The organism is Streptomyces sp. NPDC003032, assembly GCF_053591415.1.
Window position 1 is genome coordinate 266,517 of record NZ_JBSFTT010000008.1, and the last position, 24,770, is coordinate 291,286.

Below are 24,770 nucleotides of genomic sequence, written 5' to 3' on the forward strand. Positions count from 1 at the left end.
CCGATCCCGTCGATGACCCGGTCGCGAACGAACAGGACGACCGAGGTGGTCAGGGCGCTGCTTCTGTGGGGCCAGGGCCGGCACCGGCACCGCCGCCGCCCCGCCTCCCCGCCTCCCTGGCCGCCGCCTTGGCGATGTTGCGGGCCATTCCGCCGAACACCACCGCGTGGAACGGCGAGACGCTCCACCAGTACGCGTGGCCCAGCAGCCCGTGTGGGTGGAAGAGCGCGCGCTGGCGGTAGCGGGTGCGGCCCTCGGCGTCACGGTCGGCGCGCATTTCCAGCCAGGCGAGGCCCGGCAGCCTCATCTCGGCCCGTAGCCGCAGGAGCCGGCCCGGTTGGACCTCCTCGACCCGCCAGAAGTCGAGCGAGTCACCGACCCGCAGCCGTGCCGCGTCCCGGCGGCCCCGCCGCAGGCCCACGCCGCCGACCGCGCGGTCGAGCCAGCCCCGCGCTGCCCAGGCCAGCGGGAAGGAGTACCAGCCGTTGTCGCCGCCGACCCCCTCGATGATCCGCCACAGGGCTTGCGGCGGGGCGTCGACGGTGATCCGGCGGTGGTCGGTGTAGAGGCTGCCGCCCGCCCAGTCGGGGTCGGTGGGCAGCGGGTCGCTCGGCGCGCCGGGCAGCGCCGCCGACGACCAGCGGGTGACGACCTGCGCCTCCTTCACCCGGCGAAGCGCGAGCGCGAGCGCCTCGTCGAAGGGGATCGGGGCGCCGGGCGGGTCGGGCACGTAGCGCCCGATGTCGTGCTCGTCGCAGACCACCTCGTTCCGCAGCGACTCCGCGAGGGGCCGGGCCAGCGAGCGGGGCACCGGCGTGACGAGGCCGATCCAGAGGCTGGAGAGCGCGGGGCTGAGCATCGGCACGCGCACGATGAACCGGTGCGGCAGCCCGGCCACCACCGCGTACCGCCGCATCATCTCTTCGTACGTGACGACGTCGGGGCCGCCGATGTCGAAGGCGCGGTTCACGTCGGGCGGCATGCCCGCGCCGCCGACGAGGTAGCGCAGGACGTCGCGTACGGCGATGGGCTGGATGCGGGTGTCGACCCAGCTCGGCGTGACCATGACCGGCAGCCGTTCCGTGAGGTATCTGAGCATCTCGAAGGAGGCGGAGCCGGAGCCGATGATGACGGCCGCGCGCAGCACGGTGGCCGGGACCTCCGCGCGCAGGAAGATCTCGCCGACCTCCGCCCTGGAGCGCAGGTGCGGTGAGAGTTCCTCGGGCGGTACGTCCGCGGGGGTGAGGCCGCCGAGGTAGACGACGCGTCGCACACCGGCGGAGCGGGCCTGTTCCGCGAAGGTCTCGGCCGCCTTGCGGTCGGTCTCCTCGAAGCGTGCGCCGGTGCCGAGGGCGTGCACCAGGTAGTACGCCACGTCGATGCCGCGCAGCGCCTCGGCCAGCGAGGGAGCGTCGGTGACGTCGCCTCGTACGACCTCGGTGCGGGGTGTCCAGGGGTGGTCGCGCAGCTTCTCCGGTGTGCGGGCCAGGCAGCGCACGCGGTATCCGGCGTCGAGGAGTTCGGGGACCAGACGGCCACCGATGTAGCCCGTCGCTCCCGTCACCAGGACGTGCGGGCCCGGCAGCAGGACGTGCGGGCCCGGCTCGCCGCCCGGTCCGGCGTGAACGCTCATCGCTTCCTCCACCTGCTCACCCTCGCGTGTCCCGTCCCGTCCCGTCCCGACCCGTCCCTCTCGTCCCTCCTGCCTCATCTTCCGTCGGGCCGGGCATTCCGGCACTCGGCTAGCGTGGGGATGATTGCGAGACAGTGAGCCGAGGGGCGTGACGCGCGTCCCGGGGGCTCGGAGCACTTGGAGGACGCACGGTGCACGGTGAGTACAAGATCCCCGGCGGCAAGCTCGTCGTGGTGGATCTGGACGTCGAGGGCGGCGAGCTGCGGCGCACGCGCGTGGCCGGCGACTTCTTCCTCGAACCGGACGAGGCGCTCGACGCGATCAACGGCGCGCTGGACGGCGCCCCCGCCGACACGGACGCCGCGGGCCTCGCGGCCCGCATCGAGGCGGCCCTCCCCGAAGGCACCGTGATGTACGGCCTGACGTCGGAGGGCATCGGCATCGCCGTGCGCCGAGCCCTGGCGCACGCGACGGACTGGACCGACTACGACTGGCAGCTCGTCCACGACGGGCCGCAGCCGCCCGCCCTGCACATGGCCCTGGACGAGGTGCTGACCCAGGAGGTCGCGGCGGGCCGGCGCCCGCCGACGCTGCGGGTGTGGGAGTGGGGCGCCCCTTCGGTGATCATCGGCAGCTTCCAGTCGCTGGCCAACGAGGTCGATCAGGAGGGCGCGGCCCGGCACGGGATCGATGTCGTGCGCCGCGTCTCCGGTGGCGGCGCGATGTTCGTGGAGCCGGGGAACACCATCACGTACTCCCTCTCCGTGCCCGACGCACTCGTGCAGGGGCTGTCCTTCCAGGACAGCTACGCCTATCTGGACGACTGGGTGCTCGGCGCTCTGGCCGACATGGGCATCAAGGCGTGGTACCAGCCGCTCAACGACATCGCGACGGACGCGGGGAAGATCGCGGGCGCCGCGCAGAAGCGCGTGGTGGGGCCCGGTGGGGGCGCGGGCGCGGTCCTGCACCACGTGACGATGTCGTACGACATCGACGCCGACAAGATGCTCGAAGTGCTCCGCATCGGCAAGGAGAAACTCTCCGACAAGGGCACCAAGAGCGCCAAGAAGCGGGTGGACCCGTTGCGCCGCCAGACCGGTCTGCCGCGCGAGACCGTCATCGACCGCATGATCGATTCCTTCCGCTCCCGTTACGGCCTCACCCGGGGGAAGGTCACCGACGCCGAACTGGCCCGGGCCCAGGAGCTGGTGCACAGCAAGTTCGGCACCGCCGAATGGACGGCCCGGGTGCCCTGACGGCGTCCGCACCCGTCTAACGGTGGCCTGCCCATGAGTTGTACTGCCTGACCAGCGTGGTTCACCCGGATCGGCGCTCGTAGAGCCGGTGGGTGCGGAAGTGGACACCGCCGACGGCTCTGGCGGCGCCGTTGGACGCGCGGTTGTCCTCCAGGACCCAGGAGAGTTCCCTTCCGGTGTAGCCGAGGCGGTACGCGGCGCGGAGGCTCTCCGTGAGCAGCGCGTAGGCCAGGCCGCTGCCGCGATACTCCTTCTTGATGCCTAGGGCCACGAGACGGGCCCGGTCGACCGTGCGCAGGGCCCTTCTGAACCGGAGCAGTCCGATGGGCAGGCCGTACGAGGTGAGGCGGCCGCGGGCGGCACGCAGCGCCTGGTTGATGTCGGGGAGCCAGAGCACGAAGGCGACGGGTTCGTTCTCGACTTCGGCGATCTGGAGAAGCTCTGCGGGGAGGAGTGGCTGCAACTCCCGCACCCAGTGCGCGAATTCGCTGTCGGTCATGGGGATGGAGGCGTAGTTCTCGGTCCAGGCGTCGTTGTAGATGCTTCTGACGACGGCCATGTCGGCTTCGAAACGCGCCGGGTCCATGGGTCTGACCCGCGTTCCCGGTGTGCGCAGGGCCTGTTCGGCGGCCCGCCCTACGGCCGCCGGGGGTTCGCCGTCGCAGGACATCGGCACCCGGTACGAGAGCAGGTCCATGGCCTTGACGAAGCCGCATCCCTCCAACAGGGCGGCGTAGTAAGGCCGGTTGTACGGCATGAGGACGGTGGGCGGTCCGTCGAAGCCGTCCACCAGTACACCGCATTCGTCGTTGGTGGAGAAGCTCAGCGGCCCGAGCATCCGGTCGAGACCCCGCTCGGCCAGCCAGCCCGCCGCCGCGTCGAGGAGCGCGGCGGCCGCCTCGGTGTCGTCGGCACACTCGAAGAGGCCGAAGTGGCCGCACCGGGCGTCATGGCGGGACTGGAACCGCGGGTCGATGACGGCGGCGATCCTGCCCACGGGGGTGCGCCCACGCCGGGCCAGGAAGAGCCGGACGGTGCCCGTCTCGAAGAACGGGTTGCGGCTCGGGTCGAGGAAGGCGCGCCGTTCCCGTTCCAGCGGGGCGACCCAGTGCGGGTCGTCGCGGTAGACGGCGTAGGGCAGGCGGATGAAGGCGGTGGTGTCCGCGCGGCCCCGTACGGGGGTGACGGTGACGGGCGCGACGGCGGCGGGCGTGACAGTGATGGCCGTACTGCTCATCGGCCACGCTCCGGAGATTGTGCCCGGGTCACCGCGGCGGGTCCGGGGATCAGCCCGAGCCTGCGTCCGGCGGTGGCGAAGGCGTCGATGACGCGGTCGATGTGCTGATCGGTGTGGCAGGCCTGGAGAGCCGTCCGGATCACGCACTCGCCCTCGGGGACCGCGGGAGCGCTGACCGCGTTGGTGAGAACGCCCTCGTCCAGAAGCGCGTTCCACATCGGCGCGCACTTCTCCGCCGCGCCGATCCGTACGGGGACGACGGGTGTGACCGACCGCCCGGTGTCGTACCCCAGGGCGCTCAGCCCCTTGTTCAGCCTCTCGCCCAGCTCAAGGACGCGTGACCGCCGCCACGGTTCGGACTCGATGATGTCGAGGGCGGCGAGGCCCGCGCCCAGCGCGGCCGGGGGCATCGACGCGGAGAAGGTGATCGAGCGCGCCGCGTACCGCAGATACTCGATGACGTGCGCGGGGCCGGCGATGATGCCGCCGGTGGAGCCGAAGCACTTGGAGAGGGTGCCGGTGTGCAGGTCGATCGCGTCCGGCACGCCGAAGTGTTCGCCCACGCCGCGCCCGCCGGCCCCGATCAGCCCGATGTCGTGGGCGCCGTCGACGACGAGCCGGGCCCGGTACCGGTGTGCCAGCGCCGTGAGTTCCGGCAGCGGGCACAGGTCGCCCTCCATGGAGAACATGCCGTCCGTGACGATCACCTTGGCCGCCTCGGGGGTCGCCGCGTCCGCCGCCGCCAGCCGCTCGGCCAGATGTGCCGCGTCAGCGTGCCGGTACGGGAACCGGCGGGCGCCTCCGAGCCGGATGCCCTCGACCAGGGAGGCGTGGTTGGCGGTGTCGCTGAAGACGATGGCGTCCCTGCCGAGGAGTGCCGAGACGGCCAGATTCGCCTGGAATCCCGTCGTCACCACGGCGGCCGCCTCGGTGCCGAGAAACGCGGCGAGCCGCTCTTCCAGCTCCACGTGTATCGGCAGGGTGCCGTTCATGACCCGCGATCCCGAGCAGGAGGAACCATACTTCTGGACCGCTCGCGCCGCGGCGCCGGTGACCCGGGGATCGGTGGACAGACCCAGATAGTCGTTGGAGCCCGCCTGGACGACGACCCTTCCTTCCACCACCACCTCCCCGCACTCCGCTGCCGGATGCATGGGCCGGTAGAAAGGACGATCTCCGCTTCTCACCATGGTCAGAACGGATGCGGGAATCGACTCCTGGTCCCTGTCGAAGATGTCCGCCATAGAGCTCACAGTCTCCCTTGCGCGCGTCGGTGCAGCCGGCTCGGCCGAGCAGCTCACCGGTGAGGGCGTCACCGGCACAACGTCACGGACGATGAAGGGACACGCACCCGTGGAACGCTTCAGCGGCCAGGACCACCCCGTCGGACCCGGGATCGAGCGGGCGTACGAACGTCACGTCACGCACTGCGAACACCTGCCCAGAAACGTGGCAGGCGCACGCCCGTTAGCCTGAACCGCATGGAAACGGGCCCGCACGACCCCGACCGGCTGCCCGGTTGGGAGATCGCCCGCCCGCGCGGCGGCACGCCGTTCGACGGCGTGACGGTGGCCGGGTTCCGCGACCGGGACGCGGTCGGCCTCGACGCGCGGGTGCTGCCCCAGCCGGCCGTGACCGTCGTGTTCGAACTCGGGGACGAGGCCATCGTCGTGGAACGGGCGGGAGGCAGGCGGGCGTTGAGCAGCCTCGTCGCCGGTATGTCACCCGGTCCGGCCCGCATCCGGGGGCAGCACGTCGACTGTGTCGAGGTCCGCATGTCGCCCGTCGCGGCGTACGCGTCGCTGGGCATCGCCCCGTCCGAGCGCGAGGGAGAAGGCGTGACCGACCTGAGGGACCTGTGGGGACGACAGCTGGAAACTCTGCACCAGCGGTTGGCCGCCGCGCCGGGGTGGGACGGGCGCTTCGCGGCTCTTGAGGCGTTCCTCGCCGAGCGGATCGGATCGGGTGCGCGGATGGACGCGGAGGTCGCGGCCACCTGGCGGCAGATCGTCGCCCGGCGGGGGCAGGTGCGCGTCAACGACCTCGCGGCGTCCTGTGGTTGGAGCCGCAAGCGGCTGTGGTCCAGGTTCGGCGCCCAGATCGGGATGACGCCGAAGCGCGCCGCGATGCTCGTCCGCTTCGACCGGGCCGTGCGCGGCCTCTCGGCGGGCCGGGACGCCGCAGAGGTGGCTGCGGCGTGCGGCTACGCCGACCAGTCCCATCTGCACCGCGATCTGCGGGATTTCGCGGGGTGCACACCGGGAGCACTACGCGCGCTGGGCGCCTCGGCAGGGGAATAGCTCGGCGGGAACAGCTCAGCGGAGAACAGCCCAGCGGGGAACATTCGTCCAAGACGTGGACCCCCGGCGCCGGTGAGGGTCAGGGCATGCGGAGCCATGACCCGACAGACATCACCGAGAGCGGCCCCGCGGACGCTCCCGCCCTCGTCCTGCTCCACGGCCTCGCCGGTTCGACGGCCTGGTGGGACGCCGTGGTCCCGGAGCTGGCACGGGCCCACCGCGTCATCCGCCTCGACCTTCCCGGGCACGGCAGGTCGGCGCGGCCGCCCCGGGGCGGTTACGACATCCCGGCCCAGGCCCGCCGGGTCGCCGCCGCCCTGGACGGAATCGGCGTACAGGGGGCCGCCGTGGCCGGGCACTCGACAGGCGGCCTGGTGGGCACGGCGCTGGCCGAGCAACGGCCGGACCTTGTGGGCGCCTTGGCGCTCATCAACACGGGCCCGAGCCCCGACGCGCGCCTGCCGGAGCCCTGGCCGGGGCGCCTCGTCACGGTGCCCGTGCTCGGCCGGTGGGTGTGGCGCATGCGGAACGACACCACGATCCGGCGGGGCCTGGACACCGCCGTCGGCCGCGAGACCACCCTCCCCGACCGGGTCGTCATGGATGTGCGCGGCATGACCTACCTCGCCGTCACCGCGACGTCACGGGAGTCCCTCACCTACCTGAGCGAGCGCGAACTACCCTCCCGCCTCGGCGCGTTGGACATACCCCTCCTGGTCATCTTCGGGAGCCAGGACCGCCGGTGGCGTCCTTCGTCCGCCGATGGCTACCGCGCCGTACCGGGACTGCGGCTCGAACTCCTCCCCGGCGTCGGCCACACGCCGATGCTCGAAGCGCCCGGACGCACCGCGGAGCTGCTGCTCGCGTTCACCTCGCCGCTCGGGCGAGCTCCGGGATGACGGAGGTTCCGTACGCGTCGATGACGTCCTCCCGGGCGTCGTGCATCGCATACACGGCGAACTGGTCGACGCCCAACTCCCGTAGCCCTTTGAGCCGTTCTAGATGTGCCTCAACGGGTCCCAGGAGACAGAACCGGTCGACGATCTCGTCGGGCACGAAGGCGGTGTCGGGGTTCCCGGCCCGCCCGTGGTGGCTGTAGTCGTAGCCCTCGCGCGCCTTGATGTACGCGGTGAGGGCCTGCGGCACCACCGACGACTGCTCGCCGTACCTGGCGACGAGATCGGCGACGTGGTTGCCGACCATGCCGCCGAACCACCGGCACTGCTCGCGGGCGTGCGCGAGGTCGTCGCCGACGTACGCGGGCGCGGCGACGCAGATCCTCACGTCGGCCGGGTCGCGCCCCGCCGCGGCGGCCGCGTCCCGTACGGCCTTCACCATGTACTCGGTGAGATAGGGGTCCGCGAGCTGCAGGATGAAGCCGTCCGCCCGCTGCCCGGCGAGCGCGAGCGCCTTCGGGCCGTACGCCGCCATCCACACCGGCAGCTTCCCGTCCCGCACCCACGGCAGCCGCAGCCGCCGCCCGTCGATGTCCGCCTCGCGCCCCTCGGCGAGGTCACGGATGACGTCGATCGCCTCGCCGAGCCGGGCCAGCGTGTGGGGTCTGCGGCCCGCGACGCGCATCGCGGAGTCGCCGCGCCCGATGCCGCAGACGGTGCGGTTGCCGTACATGTCGTTGAGCGTGGCGAAGGTGGAGGCGGTGACCTCCCAGGTCCTGGTGCCCGGGTTGGTGACCATGGGGCCCACCGTCAGCCGTGTGGTGTGTTCGAGGATGCGGCTGTAGATGACGAACGGCTCCTGCCACAGGACCGCGGAGTCGAAGGTCCAGCCGTAGCGGAAGCCGTTGCGCTCCGCGCGCCGCATGAGTCCGACGACCGCCGAGGCGGGCGGATCGGTCTGCAGCACAAGTCCGAAATCCACAGCGGGACCTCCTGGTCTCGAAGGTGATCCGAGAAGGGACAATCGTGGACTTCCCCTCGGTCCTTGGCAAGAGGGCCGCCCCGCGTCAGGCGTCGTGCGCGGGGGCGGGCGTAGGGGCGAGCGCGGACAGGTAGTCGTCGAGGAGTTCGACCTGGCGCTGCGGCGGGAACGCCGGGGCGTCGAGCAGGGCCTGCACCACGAGGCCGAGTACGAAGGCCTGGGCGCCGGCGGCGATGCGTACCGGGTCTCCGGGCAGGAGTTCGCCGAGCCGCTGGGCCCGCTCGACCAGGTCGCGCAGCTTGTCGCGGCTCTGCGCGTACCTGCGCGCGTGGTCGGCGCTCAGTTCGGGGTCGGCGAGCGCGGTGTCCCAGGAGGAGACCCAGATGCGGTTGCTGTCGGTGGCCTCTTCCGTCAGCGGCAGGACGTCGAGGAGCGCGGCCCGTACGGCGGACATGCCTTGCCCCGCGGTCGCCGCGCGCCGGGGGCGGGCGGCGGTGCGCCGCTCCAGCAGGTCGAGGGCGTAGGCGACGAGGTCGCGCTTGGTGCGGAAGTAGTGGGTGAGCAGGCCGGTGGTGGCGCCGAGTTCGGTGGCGACGGCGCGCATCGTCAGCCCGCCGAAGCCGTGCGCGGCCAGCACCCGCCAGACCGCCTCGGAGACATCGCGGCGGCGGGCCTCGTGGTCGCCCTTGGTCCGTGGCATGCTGCTACGGTACATAACCGTAACGCTTGTTGTGTGAATGGGGTCCCGATGTTCTCCCTCTCGCTCTCCCTCCCGCTACGGGGCGATGCCCAGCTGCGTCCCCTTGAGAGCCGGCACGCCGAGGAGTTCGCCGCCCACCTGGACCGGGCGCGCGAGCACATCCGGCCGTGGGTGGGGCCCGGCTTCGTCACGGACGACGTCGACGGCGCGCGGGCCACCCTGCGCCGGTACGCCGAGCGGCAGGCCGCGGACGGCGCCCGCCTGTACGGCATCTGGCTGGACGGCACGCTGGTCGGCGGCGTCATGTTCGTCGCCTTCGACGCGGCGGCGGGCTCGTGCGAGGTCGGCTGCTGGCTGGAGCCCGCCGCCGAGGGCCACGGCCTGATCACCGAGGCGTGCCGCACGCTGCTGGAGTGGGCGTTCACCACCCGGGGCCTGCACCGCGCCGAGTGGCGCTGCCGAGCCGACAACGACCGCAGCGCCGCGGTGGCCAAGCGGCTCGGCATGACACTCGAAGGGGTGCAGCGCGAGGCCTGGCCCTACGCCGGCACCCGTTACGACAAGCAGAACTGGGCGGTTCTGGCCCCGGAGTGGCGCGGTCAGTCCAGGTACTGGCACGTGCCGCGCGCGGTGTACGCGCCGTGACCGGTGCGGCCGGTGAACTCCCGGCCGGTGATGACCGGTTCGCCGCGCGACAGGACCGTCTCCACCCGGCCGGTCAGGCGCTTGCCCTCGTACGCCGAGTAGTCGACGTTCATATGGTGCGTGGCCGCCGAGATCGTCTGCTCGGCGTGCGGGTCGTAGATGACGATGTCCGCGTCGGCGCCCGGCGCGATGGTGCCCTTCCTCGGGTACAGGCCGAACATCCGGGCCGGTGACGCGCAGGCGATGTCGATCCAGCGGCGCCGCGAGACGCGGCCGTCGACCACTCCTTGGTGGAGCAGGTCCATGCGGTTCTCCACGCCAGGCATCCCGTTGGGGATCTTGGAGAAGTCGCCGCGCCCCAGCTCCTTCTGCCCCGAGAAGCAGAACGGGCAGTGGTCCGTCGACACCACCTGGAGATCGTTCGTGCGCAGGCCGCGCCAGAGCGCCGCCTGGTGCTCCTTCGGGCGAAGCGGCGTACTGCACACGTACTTCGCGCCGCCGAAGTCCGGCTCGGCGAGGTTGTCCGTCGACAGGAACAGGTACTGCGGGCACGTCTCCCCGAAGACCGGCAGCCCCTCGTCCCGCGCCCGGGTCAGCTCGGCCACGGCCTCCCGCGCCGACACGTGCACCACGTACAGCGGCGCCCCCGCCACCTGCGCGAGCTTGATGGCGCGGTGCGTCGCCTCGGCTTCGAGGAGCGCCTTCCTGACCTCCCCGTGGAAGCGGGGATCGGTCTCGCCGCGGGCCAGCGCCTGCTCCACGAGCACATCGATCGCGATGCCGTTCTCGGCGTGCATCATGATCAGCCCGCCGTTCTCGCCGGCCCGCTGCATCGCGCGCAGGATCTGCCCGTCGTCCGAGTAGAGGACCCCGGGATACGCCATGAAGAGCTTGAACGAGGTCACGCCCTCCTCGACGAGCCCGTCCATCTCCTTCAGCGTCGAGTCGTTCACATCCGACACGATCATGTGGAAGGCGTAGTCGATCGCGCAGTTCCCGGTGGCCTTCGCATGCCACGCGTCCAGGCCGGACCGCAGCGCCCTGCCCTTGGACTGCACCGCGAAGTCGACGATGGTGGTGGTGCCGCCCCAGGCCGCCGCCCGGGTCCCGGTCTCGAAGGTGTCCGACGAGAAGGTGCCGCCGAACGGGAACTCCATGTGCGTATGGGCGTCGACGCCGCCCGGGATCACATACTTCCCGGTGGCGTCGATGACACGGTCGGCGGTCCACGCGCTCGCCGCGGCGCTGGTGCTCGCGGCGAGCGCGGCGATCCTGCCGTCCTCGACCAGCACGTCGGCGTGGGTCTCCTCGGCGGCGGTGACGACGAGGCCGCCGCGGATCAGGGTGCGGGTGCTCATGTGGTGCGCTCCCTTTTCTGCACAGGGGTACGTACGTGACAGGGGTACGGGTGTCGACAGGGGTACGGGGTCGACTACGCGTTCCGCAGGGCCTCTTCGAGGATGGCCGCGCCCTCTTCCGCCTCCGCCACGGTCAGCGTCAGCGGCGGGGCGACGCGCAGGACGCTGGTGCTGTGGCCGCCGCCCTTGCCGATGAGCAGGCCGCCCTCGCGCGCCGCTTCGAGCACCGCGGCGGCCGCTCGCTGGTTCGGCTCGTCGGTGCCGGGCCTGACCAGTTCGATGCCGATCATCAGGCCGCGCCCGCGCACCTCGCGTACGACGGGCAGCTGGGCGCAGATCGCCCGCAGCCGCTCTGTCAGCAGGCCCCCGACGCGCCGGGCGTTGCCCTGGAGGTCGTGCTCCAGGAGGTACGAGAGGTTGGCGAGGCCCGCCGCCATGGTGACCGGGGACCCGCCGAACGTCGAAATGGAGTTGGCGTCGAGGGAGTTCATCACCTCGGCGCGGGCGACGACACCGCCGATCGACATGCCGTTGCCGATGCCCTTGGCGAAGGTCAGCATGTCCGGCGGGCCGTGCTGGGCGTGCGCCTGCCAGCCCCAGAAGTGCTCGCCCGTGCGGCCCCAGCCGGTCTGCACCTCGTCGGAGATCCACAGGATGCCGTGCTCGGCGAGGACCTCGCGGAAGGCGGCGTACAGCCCGTCGGGCGGCGAGGTGAAGCCGCCGACGCCCTGGATCGGCTCGGCGATCAGCGCCGCCACTCCCCCGCGCGCCTGCCCGAGCATGTCCCGCAGGTCGGCGACGCAGGCCGCGGTGAACTCGGCGTCGCTCAGAGCGGCGTACGGCCCCCGGCTGCGGACGCCGCCGTGCACGTACAGCGTCTGGAGCGGCGAGAGGCTGGTCGGCGACCACGACTGGTTGCCGGTGATGCCGACGGCCGTGAAGGAACGGCCGTGGTAGCTGTTGCGCATCGCCAGGATCTGGTTGGAGCGGCGGTGGGCGGTGGCGAGCAGCAGCGCCGCGTCGTTGGCCTCGGTGCCGGAGGTCGTGAAGAAGACGCGGGCGTCGGGGATGCCGGACAACGCCGCGACGCGCTCGGCGAGTTCGACCATCGGGCGGTTGAGGTAGAGGGTGGAGGAGTGGATGATCCGTCCGGCCTGCTCGCTCACCGCCTTGGTGACCTCGGGCAGGGCGTGCGCGGTCATGGTGGTGAGGATGCCGCCGAAGAAGTCGAGGTACTTCCTTCCGTCGGCGCCCCAGACGTAACGGCCCTCGCCGTGGGTGAGTTCGAGGGGCTGCTGGTAGTAGAGCGCGAGCCACTCGGGCAGCACTGCCTTGTGGCGGGCGTACAGGTCGGTCACGGCTGCACCAGCCCTTCGTAGGCGTCGGGGCGTCGGTCGCGGTAGAACGCCCACTGCCTGCGTACCTCTTCGATGAGTCCGAAGTCGAGGTCCCTGACGAGGAGTTCCTCGGTCTTGTCGCTCGCGGGCTCACCGACGAACCGGCCGCGCGGGTCGACGAAGTACGACGTTCCGTAGAAGTCGTTGTCGCCGTACTCCTCCTGGCCCACGCGGTTGATCGCGGCGATGAAGTACTCGTTGGCGACGGCCGCCGCGGGCTGCTCCAGCTGCCAGAGGTGCGAGGAGAGGCCGCGGTGGGTGGCGGAGGGGTTGTAGACGATCTGGGCGCCGTTGAGGCCGAGTTGGCGCCAGCCCTCCGGGAAGTGGCGGTCGTAGCAGATGTAGACGCCGACCTTGCCGACGGCGGTGTCGAAGACGGGCCAGCCGAGGTTCCCCGGCTTGAAGTAGTACTTCTCCCAGAAGCCCTTGACCTGGGGGATGTGGTGCTTGCGGTACTTGCCGAGGTAGCTGCCGTCGGCGTCGACGACGGCCGCGGTGTTGTAGTAGAACCCGGACTGCTCGACCTCGAAGACCGGGACGACGATCACCATGCCGGTCTCGCGGGCGAGCGCCTTCATGCGTGTGACGGTGGGGCCGTCCGGCACGGGCTCGGCCCAGCGGTAGTGCTCGGGCTCCTGGACCTGACAGAAGTAGGGGGCATTGAAGACCTCTTGGAACCCGATGACCTTCGCGCCCTGCCGAGCCGCTTCGCGGGCGTGCTCCTCGTGCTTGGCGATCATGGATTCGGTGTCGCCCGTCCAGGTCGCCTGGACTAGTGCGGCGCGTACGACGTTGACCATGAGCTGCTCCTTCACTGCCCTGGGGAGGACTGTCCTGAAGAGAACATCAGAGAGCTTCTACGCCCGTAGAGACTCTCATGATTCGTACCCGCGCGGGCCGGAAACGAGCGGAAAGCGGCACGGGACCAGGGGGGGTCAGGTGTTGAACCCCGCGACGCGCAGGGCGTGCACCAGGTCCCAGTGGTGCTCCTCGGAGACCGCTCGGGCCGTCTCCAGGAGCAGCGGGATGAGGCGGTGCGGGTCGGTGTGCGCGCAGCGGGCCGCGTCCTCGGGGGTACGGACGCGGAGGTAGGAGTCGAGGAGGGCGCGGGCCTCGCGCTCCCTGTCCGCGTCGATCAGCGCGAGGATCGCCTCGGCGATCTCCGGGGCGGGGCGCGCGACGCCCTGGCGCAGCAGCTTCCGGCAGTCGTCGGCGCGGCCCGCCCCCGCGAGGGCGTCCGCCAGGGCGACCAGTTGGCCGGGCGGCAGCGAGGCGGCCTCCCACAGGAGGGTCGCCCAGTCGGCGGCCAGGCCCGCGCGGTGCAGTTCCACGGCCAGCGGCGGCAGGCGGGGGGCGGGCCAGGCCGCGGCCTCCACCAGGACGGCGTGGGCCTCACCGGTGCGGGCCGCGCCGCGGAGCCGGAGGAGGGTTTGGACGGTGGCGGTGGTCTCGGTGGCGTCCGTCGTGTCGGTGGTGTCGTCGGGGGCTTGAGGTCGAGATCGGGGGATCGCGGAGGTTCGCGTGGCGGGCTCATAGCGCGCGCCGCGCGGGGTGGCTCGTGCGGGGTCCGCTTCGGGCGCGAAGAGTGAAGGCGCCTCGGCCTCCGTACCCGTACCTGTATCCGTATCCGTGTCCGTGTCCGTGAGGCCCGCGAAGCGGGCGCCACGAGGGGCTCGCCGGGCGTGTTCGCGCCCCTCGGGGATGTGGTCGGAGCCGTAGAGGTCGGGCCTGTCCGGCGCAGACGCCGTGCCGAGGTCCACCCATGCGGGGCGCTCCGCCGCGTCCAGGCGGTCCATACGTTCCTGGAGTTCCGCGCACCGGGCGGTCGCGCGCTCGTGGTCGTCCCGGACCCACGCCAGGTCGAGGTTGATGCGGTCGGCCTCGTCCGGACCGGTCGCCTCGGTCAGCTGCCGACCGAGTTCCGCCTGCCGTTCCAGGGCGATCCGCTGCTCCCCGAGCATCATGTCGAGCCGGGTGCTCAGCAGCTCGCGGGCGCCGGGCCGGGCGTCGTACGCGGTGAGCGAGGCGCGGTGCAGGATGCGCGCCCGGTCAATCTCGCGCTCGGCCTCCGGGATGCCGCGGTCCGCCGCCAGGTCGTGGAGCAGCGCCTGCACCACGTCCCAGGGCGGCACCTCCGCGCCGTCCAGGCAGGCGCGCATGCCGTCCGGGTCCCGTTGCCAGAACACGCCGCACCAGCCGGTGGACTGATCGAGCCGCCCCAGCAGATCCCTCAAGTACCTTGCGAACTCCCCCGCCTGTTCCGGGAGTTGTCCCACTGCCATCTGACCAGCACCGCCCCGTGGAGCCTGGAGTCTTCCGGTCCGGAAGATAACACCAGACGTGTTACGGGACGACTACACGCAGTTTTCCGGCACGGTCCCGCGCCGTCTCCCACACCAGGTGGGGCCGGGAGATTGACGCCTTTGCGTTCTGCACGACGATCACCGCACGTGACAGCATGGTCACATGACGGATGGACACTCCGCGGGAACGGCCCCGCCGACGGTGGGAGCGGAGGAGGAGTACCTACTGGTCGATCCGGTGTCACGCGAGTTGAGCACCGAGGCCGCGAAGGTGGTGGCCGAAGCCTCGCGCGAACTCGGCGACCGGGTCACCACGGAGATCACGCGTTACCAGGTCGAGGTGCGCACCGACCCCCACACCAGCCTGAGTGCCCTGGCCGAACAGGTCCGTGCCACGCGGGAGACAGTCGCACGGGCCGCCGCGCGTCTGGGCCTGCGCATCATCTCCAGCGGTACACCCGTCCATGGCCCACCCGGCCCGCCGCCGCTGACCGACGGCCCCCGTTACGCCCGCAGCGCCGCGATGTTCCGCGCCCTGGACGACGAGCAGAGCGCCTGCGCGTGCCACATCCACGTCGGCGTCCCCGATCTGGCCACGGCGCTGCGCATCAGCAACCACCTGCGTCCGTGGATTCCTCTCCTGATCGCCATCACGGCCAACTCGCCGTACTGGGCGGGGCGTGACACCGGTTACCACAGCTGGCGCACGACGATGTGGGGTCGCTGGCCGGTGGCCGGCCCCCCGCCGCACTTCGATTCCCCCGCCCACTTCGAGGATCTCGTCGCCGGTTTCCTCGCCACGGGCGCCGTCATGGACCGCGGCGGCCTGTACTGGGACATCAGGCCCTCCCACCACGTGCCCACGCTGGAGTTCCGTGCCGCAGACGCCACGGCCACCGCCGACGACACCGTGCTCCTCGCCGGCATCGTCAGAGCCATGGCCGCCACCGCGCTGGCCGCGATCCACGCCGGGGAACCGGCGTTCCGGCCACAGCCGGAGCTGCTGCGCGCGGCCTGCTGGCGCGCGGCACGCGACGGTCTGGCCGGCGAGGTCATCGACCTGTCCACCGGGCGTCTGTCCCCGGCCACCACCCAGGTGGACCGGCTCCTGTCCCGGCTGCGCCCCTCGCTCCACGAGCACGGTGACGCCGACCTCGTCCACACCCTCTGGTCGCGTCTGCGCGACCAGGGCAGCCGAGCCGAAGGCCAGCGCACGGCCTACCGGCGAGGCGCCGGCCTCATGGACGTGATCGACCATCTGATCTCCACGACCACCCCGGCGGCCGGCCACAACGACACCCGGCCCGGCTGACAGCCCGCCGGGCCGCTCAGGCGACCGCCGCCAACTCGCACCGCAGGACGATCTCGTCCAGCGAAAGGCCCAGCACGGAAGCCAGCGCCGCCACGGTGAAGAGCGCGGGTGTAGGCGCCCGCCCCGTCTCGATCTTCCGCAGCGTCTCGGCGGAGAGCCCCGCCTCCGCCGCCACCGAGACCATGCTCCGCCCAGCCCGCGCATCCCGCAGCAGACGCCCCAGCCGCTCGCCGCGCTCACGCTCTTCGGGAGTCAAAGGAGTCCGAACCATGCGCCCATCGTACGACCCCCATTTAAATACCGGTATAGTAATTGGCATGGTTGAACTCAAGACGGCACAGTCGATCGACGCGATGCGTGAAGCGGGCCGCATCGTGGCGCAGGCACTCACCGCGGCCCGCGAGGCCGCCGGTGTCGGCGTATCGCTGCTCGACCTCGACGCGATCGCGCACGCCGTGCTCCGCGAGGCCGGCGCCTCGTCCCCGTTCCTCGGCTACCGCCCGCACTTCGCCCCGACCCCCTTCCCCGCGGTCCTCTGCGCCTCGGTCAACGACGCGATCGTGCACGGCATCCCCACCGCGTACCGCCTGCGCGAAGGCGATCTGCTCTCCCTCGACTTCGGCGCCCAGTTCGGCGGCTGGGCCGGCGACTCGGCGATCAGCTTCACCGTGGGGACCCCGCGCCCCGAGGACGTACGCCTCATCGGGACGGCGGAGCGCGCCCTTCAGGCGGGCATCGCGGCGGCGGTCGTCGGCAACCGCATCGGTGACATCGCCCACGCCATCGGCACCGTCTGCCGGAAGGCGGGGTACGGCATCCCCGAGGGGTTCGGCGGCCACGGCATCGGACGCCGCATGCACGAGGACCCGGGCGTGCCGAACGAGGGCCGCCCCGGCCGCGGCCTGCCCCTGCGCCCCGGCATGGTGCTGGCCATCGAGCCGATGGTGATCGCGGGTGGCGACGACGGCTACCACCAGGCGCCGGACGGCTGGACGCTGCGTACGAACGACGGGAGCCGCGCGGCCCACGCCGAGCACACCGTCGCGATCACCGAGGACGGTCCCAGGATCCTCACGGCACTGTGACACCTCGGAGACAGTCCCTGACGTAGATCATTCGTACGATGCGCCGGTGACACGAGAGATCATCGATTACGGACAGTTCGCGGAACGGCTGAGGCTGCGTCAGCAGGGGCGTCCCCGCTGGGAGTTGCTGGAGGCCGTCCAGCGCGAGTGGGGGTACGAGGATCCGGGCGGCGAGCCCGGGCACTCGCGCTGGGGCGGGGAGAACGAGAGGCACGGCATCGACTGGGCGCTGCCCGTCCCCGAGGCCCTCAACGAGTGGTGGGACTCGCCGCTCAACTCCTTCGCCTTCAAGCCGCGCCTGTACTGGGTCCACACGCAGTGGCCGCCGAAGATCTCCGAGCTGGAGGTCGCCCCGGGCAGCGAACTGCTGGCGGACTCAGGTGGTGACCGTCGCGTCTGTGTGTTCATGTCCGAGTACCACTACAGCCACGAGTGGGGCTATCTCGCCGCCGACGCCGAGCTGCCCGACCCCCGTGTCGTCGTGAGCGTCGGCGGCGAGTGGGTGGTGCAGAGCCGGTCGCTGTCGGAGTTCCTGACGCAGCTGGCCTTCGAGCGGCTGCCGGCGCGGTACGGCTGGACGCTGCGGGTGCGCCGCGCCACCGCCGACGCCGATCCGGAGATCGTCCGGCGCCTCGAGTCCTCGTACCGCGAACTGGGGCTGCTCCCCTGGCAGGAGATGGGCACGGACGCGCTGTCGTACGGCGCTCCCGACGCGGTCATACGGCATGGGCGCGGGCCCGGCGCCGACTTCCGCGTCGTCATCAACGCCCGGACCCGCCAGGCCCTGGTCGATGTCGCCGAGACCCTCGGCGTCGACTGGTCCGGCGACAAGGCGATCCGTCCGCCCAGTGAGGTGCCCGCGCCCCTGGAGGACCTCGGGCCGGTCTCGCTGAGGGAGGGCGACGCCGACGCGCGGGGGCGCTGGTCGGTGGTCTCGCGCGGCCACTGCGCGCCGCCCGCGGTGCCCGGCGCCGCCGCCGCGCTCGTCCAGCCGCCCGGCATCCTGAGTTCGGTGGCCGCCGACCAGGACGCGACGACCCTCGCGGCGGGCGACACGGACGGATGCGTCCACGTCCTGGAGACCGACGACGAGAACCCCGAGACGATCACCCTGGCCCCGCACCGCGCGCCCGTCACCGCGCTCGCCTGTGTGAAGACCGCCGGCGGCAGACGCCTCGTACTGAGCGGCGACGAGAACGGCGTGATCCGCTACTGGAGCACCCGCCGCAAGCCGCTGCGCGCCCCCTTCGCCCGCCGCCGCACCCCCGTCCGCGCGCTGGCCGCGGCCCGGCTGGAGACCGGGCCCGCGCTCGCCGCCGCGTGGGCCGACGGTCTGGTCCGGGTCTGGGACATCGGCTCCGACGCGGTGGCCGGGCTGCGCCTGGGCACCGGCATCACCTTCCTCGGCCTCGACGCGGACGGGACCCTGCGCGTCACCGACGCCGACGGCACCTCCGTGCTCCGGCTCGATCCGGCGAAGCTCTGGCCGCACCGCGACCTGCGACCGCGCCTGGACGGGGTCGACTGGGCGTCCCTGTGGACCGCCCGCGGGCCCGGCCGCATGATTCCCGACCTGATCGGCAAGGTCGCGTCGGACGACAAGAAGACCGCCATGGACGCGGTCCACGACCTGTACCGGCTGCTCGTCTCCAAGGAAGCCTCCTCGACCGCCGCGGTCCCCGCGATCCCGTTCCTGGTAGAGCTGATGACGGACCCGGACAACCGGTCGCGCAGCACGCTGCTGCTGCTCATCGCGGACCTCGCCGACGTCCACCAGGCCCGCGGCGGGCGCGGCGACGCCCAGCTGGCGGCGGTCCGCGAGGCGCTGCCCGCCCTGCGGTACCTGCACGACGACCCGGAGTCGTCCATCCGCTGGGCGGCCAACGAGCTGGAGCGGAACTGCGCGGCCTCGCCCGCCCCCTAGGCGGGCGGGTGGTCAGCCGGTGGGGTGCACCACCATCGCCGAGCCACCGCCCCTGCGCTCCTTCTCCGCCGCCGCGAGCCACCTCCCGCCCGGCAGCCGCTGCACGCCCGTCGCCGCCCCGATCTCCGGGTTCCGCTTGAAGGAGTGCCCGATCGACTCCAGGGAAGCGCGCGGCCCGCTGTCCCACAGGCCCGGTTCTAGCTCGGTCTGTGCGGCGTTGCGCTGGCTCGCGCGCGGCGCGGCGATCGCGTCGACCAGGGGCAGGCCCCGGTCGACGAAGCCCGTCAGGGTCTGCAGGACGGTCGTGATGATGGTCGCGCCGCCCGGTGAACCGAGCGCCACCACCGGCTTGCCGTGCTTGAGCACGATCGTCGGCGCGATCGAGGAGCGCGGGCGCTTGCCCGGGCCCGGCAGGTTCGGGTCGTGGACCGCCGGGTCGGCGGGCGCGAAGGAGAAGTCCGTCAGTTCGTTGTTCAGCAGGAAGCCGCGCCCCGGCACGGTGATGCCGCTGCCGCCCGTGGACTCGATGGTGAGGGTGTAGGCGACGACGTTGCCCCACTTGTCGGCCGCCGTGAGGTGCGTGGTGTTCTCGCCCTCGTACGTGGTGGGGGCCGCCTTGTCACCCGTCGCGCACGCCCTCGGCCGGCGCGGGTCGCCGGGCGCGAGCGGGCTCTTGAGCACCGCGTCGTCCTTGATCAGGCACTCCCGGCTGTCCGCGAACCGCTGCGAGAGGAGTTCCTTCGCCGGTACGTCCTCGAAGGCGGGGTCGCCGACCCAGCGGCCCCGGTCGGCGAACGCGATGCGGCTGGCCTCGATATAACGGTGCAGGTACTTCGTCTCGGAGACCTTGGACAGGTCGGTGCGCTCCAGGATGTTCAGCGCCTCACCGACGGTGGTGCCGCCGGAGGACGAGGGCGCCATGGAGTAGACGTCGAGTCCGCGGTACGTCGTCTTCGTGGGCTTCTGGCGCTTGACGCCGTAGGACGCGAGGTCCTTCAGGGAGAGGTCGCCGGGGCGGGCCACGCGGCCGGACGCCGGGTCGACGGGCGGCTTGTTGACGGTGCGTACGAAGTCCTTGGCGAGCTTTCCGTGGTACAGGGCCCCTACTCCCTTGCGGGCCAGCTCGTCGTACGTACGGGCGAGGTCGGGGTTCTTGAATGTCGAGCCGACCACCGGGAGCTTCCCGCCGGGCAGGAACAGCTTCGCCGAGGCGGGGAAGTCCCTGAACCGCTTCTCGTTCGACGCGGTCTGGGAGCGGAAGGTCTCATCGACCGTGAAGCCGTCGCGTGCGAGGCGCTCGGCGGGCTTCAGGAGTGTGCCGAGGCGTTTGCTGCCCCACGCGTCGAGCGCCGACTGCCAGGTGGCGGGTGTTCCCGGTGTGCCGACGCCGAGGCCGCTGGTGACCGCGGACTCGAAGGGGATCGGCCTGCCGTTCTCCAGGAACAGCCCGGAGTCGGCGGTGCGGGGGGCCGTCTCGCGGCCGTCGATGGTGCTGACCCTGCGCGACTTGGCGTCGTAGTGGACGAAGTAGCCGCCGCCTCCGACACCCGCCGAGTACGGCTCGGTGACACCGAGCGCGGCGGCGGTGGCGACCGCAGCGTCCACGGCGTTGCCGCCCTCGCGCAGGACCTCGATGCCGGCGGCGGAGGCGTCCGGGTCGACGCTGGCGACCGCGCCGCCGTGGCCGACCGCGACCGGCGCCTTCCCCGTGGTCGCCGACACCTTGCCCGTGGCCGCCGGGGCCTGTTCCGCTGAGCGCGTAGGCGAAGGGGGCGCGGCGGCACCGACCGACACCAATACCCCTCCGACCGCCAATAGCGTCAGATTACGTACGACAGCGCGACGCATTCGTACCTCCAGTCAACAGCCGTCCGCGCAGCGTAACTTCGCGCCGCCGTCCGCGTCAGGTCCGCCTCGAACACTGCTCCGAAAGGCCGCTAACATGCGCCCCCATGACTGACGACGTGCGCAATATCGTCCTCGGCCTGATCGCGGCCGGCATCGGTGCCGTCCTTGGCTGGCTGGTGCGCGGCTATCTGTGGAAGCGCAGGCTCCGCCGCAAGCAGGCCTTCTTCGGGCTGCCCGACAACTCCGAGTCGCTGCTCGTGGTCAACCGTGACGCGGGCGGCGGCGAGCTGATGGTGGTGCGCCACGACGTGTCCGCTCTCCTCGAACTGGCCGCCGTCGTCAAGGAGTGCGGGGCGCACTTCCAGGTGGTCGCGCACGACGCGGCCCAGCAGAGCTTCGGCGAGCGCACCGAGTTCTGCGTGGGCAACCCGGTGGCGCACCGCCGCATGGCGGCGCACATGCACTCGCTGCTCCCGGGCGTGCGGGTGAACACCGAGCCGGAGCCGGTCCCCGACCGGGGCGCGTTCCAGATCGGCGGCGAGCGCTACCGCCTGGAGGCGGGCCTGACGGAGTACGTGATCCTCGCGCGGCTCACCGCCGACCAGGGCCAGGACGCGCGGCCGGTCTTCCTCTTCTGCGGCCAGCGCGCGGTGACCAGCCAGGCGGCGACCCGCTATCTCGCCCGCCACCACGAGAAGCTCGCGCGCAAGCACGGGAACAGCTCCTTCGTGCTGCTCCTGAAGGTCGTCAACTCGCAGGCGTACGGTCCGGACGTCGTCGAACTCGTCGCCGATGTGACACGTGCCGCCGAGACGCCGCTGCCCGCGCCGGCCCGTGCCTCTCATCGCGCCAAGTGAGCTGGCGGGCAATTTCCGGACATCAGGCAACCTGTCCGGGCCGTACGCCCTCTTTCCACGCGGTCCACATTCGCATGGAGGTACGTTTCCTTGTCCCCGCAGAGCTCTTCGAGCCGCCGACGCCCCCTTCACCCGCGCCACGCGGCTGCCGCGGGCCTCGCGGTACTCGCCGCCGCCCTGACCGCCTGCTCGGGCGGCAGCGGCTCCTCCGGCGGCGACAAGGCCGCCGAGAAGCCGAAGATCTCGGTGAACCTCACGGGGCAGCGGGCAGAGGCGGGCGGCCCGGTCACGGTGAAGCTGGCCGAGGGCAGGCTGACGCGGGTGACCGTCGCCGACGCCAAGGGCGCGAAGCTCCCCGGCAAGGTCTCGGCGAACGGCACCACGTGGACGTCCCTGCGCACGGCGGCGCCCGGCACCGCGTACAAGGTCGAGGCGGTCAGCGACCGGGGCGGCAGCGCGCGCACGTCCTTCAGGACGGCCGCGCCCGACAAGGTCAACAAGGTGACGCTCGCCCCCGGCAAGGACACCACCGTCGGCATCGCCCAGCCCCTGTCGATCACCTTCGACCACCCGGTGAAGAACAAGGCCGAGGTCGAGAAGCAGCTGAAGGTGACGACCTCGAACGGCACCACGGGCGCCTGGGGCTGGATCAAGAACTACGACGGCAAGGACCGCGCCGACTGGCGCCCGAAGGAGTACTGGAAGTCCGGCACGAAGGTGAAGCTGGACGCCCAGCTGAACGGCGTGGACTCCGGTGACGGCGGCGGCTGGTTCGTCCGCGACTACGCCACCGGGTTCACGGTCGGCAAGAGCCAGGTCGTGAAGGTGGACCTGGACAGCAAGACGACGACGCTCGTGCGGGACGGCAGGGCGGTCAGGTCGCTCCCCATGTCGGCCGGTACGCCCGGCGGCGAGAAGGCCTCCTGGGGCGGTACGTCGGTCCTGATGTCGAAGGAGGGCACGATCAACATGCGCTCCGAGACGGTCGGCCTCTCCGGCAGCGACAGCTACGACAAGATGGTCGACTACTCGATGCGCCTGACCTGGTCGGGCATGTACGCGCACGCGGCCCCGTGGAACGTCGCGTACTTCGGCAACACCAATCACAGCTCCGGCTGCGTCGGCATGAGCACCGGTGACGCGGGCTGGCTCTACGGCCAGGCCCGGATCGGCGACCCCTTCGAGGTCACCGGCAGCGGCTCGAAGGGCGTGCCCGATCCGGGCAACGGCTACGGGGAGTGGAACATCTCCTGGTCGGAATGGCAGGCCAAGAGCGCGCTGCGCTGACGGTCCACTCCTCAACAACCGTTACCGATGCGTAACTTACCGACGGGTTACCCCCGGTAAAGCGTCGCGGTTACCGTCGGGTCACTTTCTATCGCACGAGCGAGGAGTGACCCGTGGGACTGCCGCACCAGGCCTTGCGTACGACCACCGTGGGAGCCGTGTCGGCGACCCTCGTCGCCGGGGCCGCCTTCGGTCTCGCCCCGGCGGCGCAGGCGGCGCCCGCCGCCGGGCCGCGGGCCGCGAGCTCCGCCGACGTGCGCTTCGTCGACATACCCGGCGACGGCGGCACGGTCCTCAAGGCCAACGTCTTCACCCCGAAGGACGCGAAGCCCGGCGCCGGGACGACGTATCCCTCGATCGTGCTGCCCACCAGCTGGGCCATGCCCCAGATCGAGTACGTCGCGCAGGCCCAGAAGCTCGCGGACACCGGCTATGTCGTGGTCAGTTACAACTCGCGCGGCTTCTGGCAGTCCGGCGGCGAGATCGAGACCGCGGGCCCCAAGGACATCGCCGACGCCTCCAAGGTCATCGACTGGACCCTCGCCAACACCCCGGCCGACCCGTCGAAGGTCGCCATGGCGGGCGTCTCGTACGGCGCGGGCATCAGCCTGCTCGCCGCCGGGCACGACAAGCGGATCAAGGCCGTCGCCGCGCTGAGCGGCTGGGGCGATCTGATCGACTCGATCTACAGCGGGCGCACCCAGCACTTCCAGGCCGCCGCCCTGCTCGGCGGCGCGGGCGCCCTCACCGGCCGTCCGAGCCCCGAACTCCAGCAGACGCTCAAGGACTTCCTCGGGTCCAACCTGGACAAGGAGGACGAGATGATCGCCTGGGGCGCGAAGCGCTCCCCCGCGACCTACCTCGACCGGATCAACAAGAACGGCGCGGCCATCATGCTCGGCAACGCCTGGGGTGACACCCTCTTCCCGCCCAACCAGTACGCCGAGTTCTACGAGCGGCTCAGCGGCCCCAAGCGCCTGGAGTTCCGTCCCGGCGACCACGCGACGGCGGAGGCCACCGGCCTGCTCGGTCTGCCCAACGACACCTGGACCTCGACGCGGCGCTGGTTCGACCACCACCTCAAGGGCGAGGACAACGGCATCGACAAGGAGCAGCCGGTCCAGCTCAAGTCGCGCTCCACGGGCGACTACGAGGGCTACCCGGACTGGAAGTCGGTCGGCCCCACCCGCGAGAAGATCGCCATGGCGGGCTCCACCACGATCCGTACGAACGTCGACTCGGGCGCCAACGGCGGCATCGCGATCCTCTCCAACGCCCTGGACCAGTTCCTGAAGATCCCGCCGACGGCCTCGGTGCCGCTGCTCCCGCGGCGCTACACGGGCGTGTGGCAGTCGGAGAAGTACGCGCAGGCGCGGCGGGTGCGCGGGACCGCGAAGCTGCACACCACGCTCACCAGCACCAAGGAGAGCGGCACCCTCGTCGCGTACCTCTACGACGTGGGCCCGCTCGGCCTCGGCAAGCTGGTCAGCAATGCGCCGTACACCTTCCACGGCAAGACGCCCGGCAAGCCGTTCGGCGTGGACCTGGAGCTGTTCTCCACGGCCTACGACGTACCGGCAGGACACAAGCTCGCCCTGGTCGTCGACACGGTCGACCCGCTCTACATCGAGCACAACCCGTCCGGCGCGCAGCTGACCTTCTCCTCACCGGCGGCGGACCCGTCGTACGTGTCCGTCCCCCTGCGCGAGCAGTGATCTCCGGCTGCCACCGGCCAGGCATGGCCCTACGA

21 protein-coding genes are annotated in these 24,770 nt (G+C 71.6%); 10 read left to right on the forward strand and 11 right to left on the reverse strand.

Annotated features, from left to right (window positions below; translation table 11 throughout):
* Positions 1 to 49 precede the first annotated feature (49 nt).
* Positions 50 to 1,633 carry an SDR family oxidoreductase gene (locus tag ACWDZ7_RS14505; RefSeq protein ID WP_451797024.1) on the reverse strand — a complete coding sequence of 528 codons (1,584 nt, stop codon included), beginning with the start codon at positions 1,631 to 1,633 and terminating at the stop codon, positions 50 to 52.
* A gap of 191 nt (positions 1,634 to 1,824) precedes the next feature.
* On the opposite strand from ACWDZ7_RS14505, the gene ACWDZ7_RS14510 reads away from it, so the two are divergent.
* Positions 1,825 to 2,889 (forward strand): lipoate--protein ligase family protein, encoded by a 1,065-nt coding sequence (locus ACWDZ7_RS14510; protein WP_451797026.1) that lies wholly within the window; start codon positions 1,825 to 1,827, stop codon positions 2,887 to 2,889.
* A gap of 61 nt (positions 2,890 to 2,950) precedes the next feature.
* Here ACWDZ7_RS14510 and ACWDZ7_RS14515 read toward each other — a convergent pair whose 3' ends face one another.
* Both ACWDZ7_RS14515 and ACWDZ7_RS14520 read right to left on the reverse strand, forming a co-directional pair.
* Positions 2,951 to 4,126, reverse strand: a complete 1,176-nt coding sequence (locus ACWDZ7_RS14515) for an N-acetyltransferase family protein (RefSeq protein WP_451797028.1) — start codon at positions 4,124 to 4,126, stop codon at positions 2,951 to 2,953.
* Complete coding sequence (locus ACWDZ7_RS14520; RefSeq protein WP_451797030.1) at positions 4,123 to 5,280, reverse strand: aminotransferase class I/II-fold pyridoxal phosphate-dependent enzyme; 1,158 nt, start codon at positions 5,278 to 5,280, stop codon at positions 4,123 to 4,125. Before ACWDZ7_RS14520 ends, ACWDZ7_RS14515 begins: the two co-directional genes overlap by 4 nt.
* 327 nt (positions 5,281 to 5,607) lie before the next feature.
* Between ACWDZ7_RS14520 and ACWDZ7_RS14525 the strand changes: the two genes are divergently transcribed.
* Together ACWDZ7_RS14525 and ACWDZ7_RS14530 are read left to right on the forward strand one after the other, a co-directional pair.
* Complete coding sequence (locus ACWDZ7_RS14525; RefSeq protein WP_451797031.1) at positions 5,608 to 6,426, forward strand: helix-turn-helix domain-containing protein; 819 nt, start codon at positions 5,608 to 5,610, stop codon at positions 6,424 to 6,426.
* A gap of 86 nt (positions 6,427 to 6,512) precedes the next feature.
* Positions 6,513 to 7,325, forward strand: coding sequence for an alpha/beta fold hydrolase (locus ACWDZ7_RS14530; RefSeq protein ID WP_451797032.1), 813 nt, complete (start codon positions 6,513 to 6,515; stop codon positions 7,323 to 7,325).
* On the opposite strand, the gene ACWDZ7_RS14535 is transcribed toward ACWDZ7_RS14530, so the two are convergent.
* Positions 7,294 to 8,304 carry a TIGR03842 family LLM class F420-dependent oxidoreductase gene (locus ACWDZ7_RS14535; protein ID WP_451797033.1) on the reverse strand — a complete coding sequence of 337 codons (1,011 nt, stop codon included), beginning with the start codon at positions 8,302 to 8,304 and terminating at the stop codon, positions 7,294 to 7,296. The two genes, ACWDZ7_RS14530 and ACWDZ7_RS14535, sit on opposite strands and share 32 nt — an antisense overlap.
* 85 nt (positions 8,305 to 8,389) lie before the next feature.
* Entirely contained in the window at positions 8,390 to 9,004 is a 615-nt protein-coding gene (locus ACWDZ7_RS14540) for a TetR/AcrR family transcriptional regulator (RefSeq protein ID WP_451797034.1), read from the reverse strand.
* 48 nt (positions 9,005 to 9,052) lie between these two features.
* On the opposite strand from ACWDZ7_RS14540, the gene ACWDZ7_RS14545 reads away from it, so the two are divergent.
* Entirely contained in the window at positions 9,053 to 9,649 is a 597-nt protein-coding gene (locus tag ACWDZ7_RS14545; protein ID WP_451797035.1) for a GNAT family N-acetyltransferase, read from the forward strand.
* Here the strand turns inward: ACWDZ7_RS14545 and hydA are convergent.
* From hydA to ACWDZ7_RS14565, 4 genes are all read right to left on the reverse strand, one after another.
* Positions 9,604 to 11,007, reverse strand: a complete 1,404-nt coding sequence (hydA, locus tag ACWDZ7_RS14550) for a dihydropyrimidinase (RefSeq protein WP_451797036.1) — start codon at positions 11,005 to 11,007, stop codon at positions 9,604 to 9,606. The genes ACWDZ7_RS14545 and hydA overlap by 46 nt on opposite strands.
* A 74-nt stretch (positions 11,008 to 11,081) precedes the next feature.
* Positions 11,082 to 12,365: an aspartate aminotransferase family protein gene (locus ACWDZ7_RS14555; protein WP_451797037.1), complete on the reverse strand. Its 1,284-nt coding sequence runs from the start codon at positions 12,363 to 12,365 to the stop codon at positions 11,082 to 11,084.
* Positions 12,362 to 13,204, reverse strand: a complete 843-nt coding sequence (locus ACWDZ7_RS14560) for a nitrilase-related carbon-nitrogen hydrolase (protein WP_451797038.1) — start codon at positions 13,202 to 13,204, stop codon at positions 12,362 to 12,364. The genes ACWDZ7_RS14555 and ACWDZ7_RS14560 overlap by 4 nt, the downstream gene beginning before the upstream one ends.
* A 135-nt stretch (positions 13,205 to 13,339) precedes the next feature.
* Positions 13,340 to 14,638 (reverse strand): hypothetical protein, encoded by a 1,299-nt coding sequence (locus tag ACWDZ7_RS14565; protein ID WP_451797039.1) that lies wholly within the window; start codon positions 14,636 to 14,638, stop codon positions 13,340 to 13,342.
* A 232-nt stretch (positions 14,639 to 14,870) separates the two neighbouring features.
* Between ACWDZ7_RS14565 and ACWDZ7_RS14570 the strand changes: the two genes are divergently transcribed.
* On the forward strand, positions 14,871 to 16,019 hold the full coding sequence (locus ACWDZ7_RS14570) for a carboxylate-amine ligase (protein WP_451797041.1): 1,149 nt from the start codon (positions 14,871 to 14,873) through the stop codon (positions 16,017 to 16,019).
* Between the two features lie 16 nt (positions 16,020 to 16,035).
* Here ACWDZ7_RS14570 and ACWDZ7_RS14575 read toward each other — a convergent pair whose 3' ends face one another.
* Positions 16,036 to 16,290: a helix-turn-helix domain-containing protein gene (locus ACWDZ7_RS14575; protein ID WP_451514084.1), complete on the reverse strand. Its 255-nt coding sequence runs from the start codon at positions 16,288 to 16,290 to the stop codon at positions 16,036 to 16,038.
* Between the two features lie 46 nt (positions 16,291 to 16,336).
* On the opposite strand from ACWDZ7_RS14575, the gene map reads away from it, so the two are divergent.
* Both map and ACWDZ7_RS14585 read left to right on the forward strand, forming a co-directional pair.
* A complete protein-coding gene (gene map, locus ACWDZ7_RS14580) occupies positions 16,337 to 17,104 on the forward strand; it encodes a type I methionyl aminopeptidase (protein ID WP_451797043.1) in 768 nt (255 codons plus the stop codon).
* A 46-nt stretch (positions 17,105 to 17,150) separates the two neighbouring features.
* Positions 17,151 to 19,028, forward strand: coding sequence for a WD40 repeat domain-containing protein (locus ACWDZ7_RS14585; protein WP_451797044.1), 1,878 nt, complete (start codon positions 17,151 to 17,153; stop codon positions 19,026 to 19,028).
* Between the two features lie 12 nt (positions 19,029 to 19,040).
* Here ACWDZ7_RS14585 and ggt read toward each other — a convergent pair whose 3' ends face one another.
* A complete protein-coding gene (gene ggt, locus ACWDZ7_RS14590; RefSeq protein WP_451797045.1) occupies positions 19,041 to 20,876 on the reverse strand; it encodes a gamma-glutamyltransferase in 1,836 nt (611 codons plus the stop codon).
* Positions 20,877 to 20,980: 104 nt separating this feature from the next.
* On the opposite strand from ggt, the gene ACWDZ7_RS14595 reads away from it, so the two are divergent.
* The 3 genes from ACWDZ7_RS14595 (at position 20,981) to ACWDZ7_RS14605 (ending at position 24,735) form a co-directional block, all read left to right on the forward strand.
* Positions 20,981 to 21,733: a hypothetical protein gene (locus ACWDZ7_RS14595; protein ID WP_451797047.1), complete on the forward strand. Its 753-nt coding sequence runs from the start codon at positions 20,981 to 20,983 to the stop codon at positions 21,731 to 21,733.
* 90 nt (positions 21,734 to 21,823) lie between these two features.
* Positions 21,824 to 23,020: an Ig-like domain-containing protein gene (locus tag ACWDZ7_RS14600; RefSeq protein ID WP_451797048.1), complete on the forward strand. Its 1,197-nt coding sequence runs from the start codon at positions 21,824 to 21,826 to the stop codon at positions 23,018 to 23,020.
* A 113-nt stretch (positions 23,021 to 23,133) separates the two neighbouring features.
* Positions 23,134 to 24,735: an alpha/beta fold hydrolase gene (locus ACWDZ7_RS14605; protein WP_451797050.1), complete on the forward strand. Its 1,602-nt coding sequence runs from the start codon at positions 23,134 to 23,136 to the stop codon at positions 24,733 to 24,735.
* Positions 24,736 to 24,770 lie beyond the last annotated feature (35 nt).

Bases quoted from the DNA above. Each gene is read 5' to 3' on its own strand.
- ACWDZ7_RS14505 (WP_451797024.1), bottom strand. From the start codon at position 1,633: ATGAGCGTTCACGCCGGACCGGGCGGCGAGCCGGGCCCGCACGTCCTG.
- ACWDZ7_RS14515 (WP_451797028.1), bottom strand. From the start codon at position 4,126: ATGAGCAGTACGGCCATCACTGTCACGCCCGCCGCCGTCGCGCCCGTC.
- ACWDZ7_RS14520 (WP_451797030.1), bottom strand. From the start codon at position 5,280: ATGCATCCGGCAGCGGAGTGCGGGGAGGTGGTGGTGGAAGGAAGGGTC.
- ACWDZ7_RS14525 (WP_451797031.1), top strand. From the start codon at position 5,608: ATGGAAACGGGCCCGCACGACCCCGACCGGCTGCCCGGTTGGGAGATC.
- ACWDZ7_RS14530 (WP_451797032.1), top strand. From the start codon at position 6,513: ATGCGGAGCCATGACCCGACAGACATCACCGAGAGCGGCCCCGCGGAC.
- ACWDZ7_RS14540 (WP_451797034.1), bottom strand. From the start codon at position 9,004: ATGCCACGGACCAAGGGCGACCACGAGGCCCGCCGCCGCGATGTCTCC.
- ACWDZ7_RS14545 (WP_451797035.1), top strand. From the start codon at position 9,053: ATGTTCTCCCTCTCGCTCTCCCTCCCGCTACGGGGCGATGCCCAGCTG.
- hydA (WP_451797036.1), bottom strand. From the start codon at position 11,007: ATGAGCACCCGCACCCTGATCCGCGGCGGCCTCGTCGTCACCGCCGCC.
- ACWDZ7_RS14560 (WP_451797038.1), bottom strand. From the start codon at position 13,204: ATGGTCAACGTCGTACGCGCCGCACTAGTCCAGGCGACCTGGACGGGC.
- ACWDZ7_RS14570 (WP_451797041.1), top strand. From the start codon at position 14,871: ATGACGGATGGACACTCCGCGGGAACGGCCCCGCCGACGGTGGGAGCG.
- ACWDZ7_RS14575 (WP_451514084.1), bottom strand. From the start codon at position 16,290: ATGGTTCGGACTCCTTTGACTCCCGAAGAGCGTGAGCGCGGCGAGCGG.
- map (WP_451797043.1), top strand. From the start codon at position 16,337: ATGGTTGAACTCAAGACGGCACAGTCGATCGACGCGATGCGTGAAGCG.
- ggt (WP_451797045.1), bottom strand. From the start codon at position 20,876: ATGCGTCGCGCTGTCGTACGTAATCTGACGCTATTGGCGGTCGGAGGG.
- ACWDZ7_RS14595 (WP_451797047.1), top strand. From the start codon at position 20,981: ATGACTGACGACGTGCGCAATATCGTCCTCGGCCTGATCGCGGCCGGC.